Source organism: Pseudomonas sp. P5_A2_2 (assembly GCF_054177685.1).
In genome coordinates this window covers 1-3,205 of sequence record NZ_JBGCUL010000520.1, presented here as the reverse complement: position 1 = coordinate 3,205, position 3,205 = coordinate 1, and the positions used below count along the sequence as shown (strand labels likewise).

Genomic DNA, 3,205 nt, shown 5'->3' with positions numbered 1-3,205 from the left:
TCAATATTGGCTGACATGACGCTATCGCGAGCAGGCTCACTCCTACAATGGGTTTGTGTGAATTCTGAAAACACAAACCCCGGCACGGGGCCGGGGTTTGTGGTGCTTCCTTACAACCTTACACCAGCGCAGCGACAGCCGCGTTGAAGGTTGCGCTTGGGCGCATGGCCTTGCTGATCAGCTCGGCGTCGGCGTGGTAGTAACCGCCGATGTCCACTGGTTTGCCCTGAACGGCGTTGAGTTCGGCAACGATGGTCGCCTCGTTCTCGGTCAGGGTCTTGGCCAGGGTCGCGAACTGCGCTTGCAGTGCAGCGTCTTCGGTCTGGGCAGTCAGGGCTTGAGCCCAGTACAGCGCCAGGTAGAAGTGGCTGCCGCGGTTGTCGATGTTGCCGACTTTGCGCGATGGCGACTTGTTGTTGTCCAGGAACTGGCCGGTGGCCTGGTCCAGGGTCTTGGCCAGCACCAGCGCCTTGGGGTTGTTGTAGGTCACGCCCAGGTGTTCCAGGGACGCGGCCAGGGCGAGGAATTCACCCAGCGAATCCCAGCGCAGGAAGTTCTCTTCCAGCAGCTGCTGCACGTGCTTCGGTGCGGAGCCGCCAGCGCCGGTTTCGAACAGGCCACCGCCATTCATCAGCGGCACGATCGACAGCATCTTGGCGCTGGTGCCCAGTTCCATGATCGGGAACAAGTCAGTCAGGTAGTCACGCAGTACGTTGCCGGTCACCGAAATGGTGTCTTTGCCATCGCGGGTGCGCTGCAGGGTGTACTTCATCGCGTCGACCGGCGCCATGATCTGGATGTCCAGGCCGGCAGTGTCGTGATCCTTCAGGTAAGCCTGAACTTTCTCGATCACCACGCCGTCGTGGGCGCGCATCGGGTCCAGCCAGAAAATCGCCGGGGTCGCGCTTGCGCGAGCACGGTTGACGGCCAGTTTGACCCAGTCCTGGATCGGTGCGTCTTTGGTCTGGCACATGCGGAAGATGTCGCCGGCCTCGACAGCCTGTTCCATCAACAGGTTGCCCTTGCTGTCGGTGACGCGAACAACGCCGTCAGCCTTGATCTGGAAAGTCTTGTCGTGGGAGCCGTACTCTTCGGCTTTCTTCGCCATCAGTCCAACGTTTGGCACGCTGCCCATGGTGGTCGGATCGAACGCGCCATTGGCCTTGCAGTCTTCGATCACTGCCTGGTAGATGGTCGCGTAGCAGCGATCCGGGATCACGGCCTTGGTGTCGTGCAGCTGGCCGTCGGTGCCCCACATCTTGCCGGAGTCACGGATCATCGCCGGCATCGAGGCGTCGACGATCACGTCGCTCGGCACGTGCAGGTTGGTGATGCCTTTGTCGGAGTTGACCATCGCCAGGGAAGGGCGAACGGCGTAGACCGCCTGGATGTCAGCTTCGATGGCCGCTTGCTGCTCGGCAGGCAGGGCCTTGATGCGCGCGTACAGGTCGCCGATGCCGTTGTTCAGGTTGAAGCCGATCTGTGCCAGCACGTCAGCGTGCTTGGCCAGCGCGTCTTTATAGAACTCGGCAACGATCTGGCCGAACATGATCGGGTCGGAGACCTTCATCATGGTGGCTTTCAGGTGAACCGACAGCAGCACGCCTTGTTCCTTGGCGTCTTCGATTTCGGCCGCGATGAAGCTGCGCAGGGCGTTTTTGCTCAGTACCGCGCAATCGAGGATCTCACCGGCTTGTACGCTGGTCTTTTCTTTCAGGACGGTGGCGGTGCCGTCTTGAGCGATCAGTTCGATTTTCACGGCGTCAGCGGCGTCGATCAGGGCGGCCTTTTCGCTGCCGTAGAAATCGCCGGTGTTCATGTGCGCGATGTGGGACTTGGAGTCCTTGGCCCACGCGCCCATTTTGTGCGGGTGCTTGCGTGCGTAGTTCTTGACCGACAACGGAGCGCGACGGTCGGAGTTGCCTTCACGCAGAACCGGGTTCACGGCGCTGCCCTTGATCTTGTCGTAGCGCGCCTTGGCTTCTTTGTCGGCGTCGCTGGTGACGGTCTCAGGGTAGTCCGGCAGTGCRAAGCCTTGAGCTTGCAGCTCTTTGATCGCGGCTTGCAGTTGCGGAACCGAGGCGCTGATGTTCGGCAATTTGATGATGTTGGCTTCAGGCGTAACGGCCAGGGCGCCCAGTTCGGCGAGGTGGTCGGCTACGGCTTTGTCGCCCAGTTGCTCGGGGAAGCTGGCCAGGATGCGCCCTGCAAGAGAGATATCGCGGGTTTCAACGGCGATATCAGCCGAGGCGGTGAACGCCTCTACGATAGGCAACAGTGAATAGGTGGCGAGGGCAGGAGCTTCGTCGGTGAAGGTATAGATGATCTTCGAGCGGGTGGGCATATTCGGATTAACTCTCTCTTCTTTGCTAAAGCGTGCGCAGAAACTCGAGGGCGCCGGGTAAGCGCGTTCGTTCAAAGTCATCCATGAGCCGAATATCGAGGTTTCGTTGCTGTGATGTTGGGTGCATCAGTAGGGCGTCAAGCAGTCGGGCTGCGGTAACAGACCGGTTTTGGGCTGAAACACTCGTCGCTATTTATCAAGCAGCAGGCTGTTCAGTCCGTCGTGACCCTTTAGTCAGCGGCGGCATTATACATAGGTAGCTGGCAATCTGCCGATGGTTCATACGCAACGAATGTCGTCCATTGGTCTAAAGGTCGCAGGGGCGAGCAGGGCACAAGGTCATTCGTCGTGCTTGAGTTTGGCGTTTTTCCCTTTGCTTTCAAGCTTGTAGCTCGCGAGTTGCAAGGCTTTGCGGCAGATGGACGGAACATAGGGTTTGCGCGCCGATTCAACTGGGTTACGCTCGAACCAAGCCAGATGTTCAATCCAATCAATGGAGTTCAGCATGGGTTACAAGAAGATTCAGGTTCCAGCCGTCGGCGACAAAATCACCGTCAATGCAGACCATTCTCTCAATGTTCCTAATAACCCGATCATCCCCTTCATCGAAGGCGACGGCATTGGTGTCGACATCAGCCCGGTCATGATCAAGGTTGTCGATGCTGCTGTTAAGAAGGCTTACGGTGGCGAGCGCAAGATTTCCTGGATGGAAGTGTACGCCGGGGAAAAAGCGACCCAGGTTTACGATCAGGACACCTGGCTGCCTCAGGAAACCCTGGACGCRGTSAAGGATTACGTGGTTTCCATCAAGGGCCCGCTGACCACCCCGGTCGGTGGYGGCATCCGTTCCCTGAACGTAGC

General features: G+C 58.9%; 3 protein-coding genes. 1 reads left to right on the top strand and 2 read right to left on the bottom strand.

Features of this window, described 5'->3' with window-relative positions; genetic code table 11:
* Positions 1–118 precede the first annotated feature (118 nt).
* Together ACXRVY_RS21575 and ACXRVY_RS21570 are read right to left on the bottom strand one after the other, a co-directional pair.
* Entirely contained in the window at positions 119–2,344 is a 2,226-nt protein-coding gene (locus ACXRVY_RS21575) for an NADP-dependent isocitrate dehydrogenase (protein ID WP_223461570.1), read from the bottom strand.
* A 339-nt stretch (positions 2,345–2,683) separates the two neighbouring features.
* Positions 2,684–2,851, bottom strand: coding sequence for a hypothetical protein (locus tag ACXRVY_RS21570; protein ID WP_223461572.1), 168 nt, complete (start codon positions 2,849–2,851; stop codon positions 2,684–2,686).
* Between ACXRVY_RS21570 and ACXRVY_RS21565 the strand changes: the two genes are divergently transcribed.
* On the top strand, positions 2,850–3,205 hold a 356-nt coding region (locus tag ACXRVY_RS21565; protein WP_458238193.1), incomplete at its 3' end, for an isocitrate/isopropylmalate family dehydrogenase. The two genes, ACXRVY_RS21570 and ACXRVY_RS21565, sit on opposite strands and share 2 nt — an antisense overlap.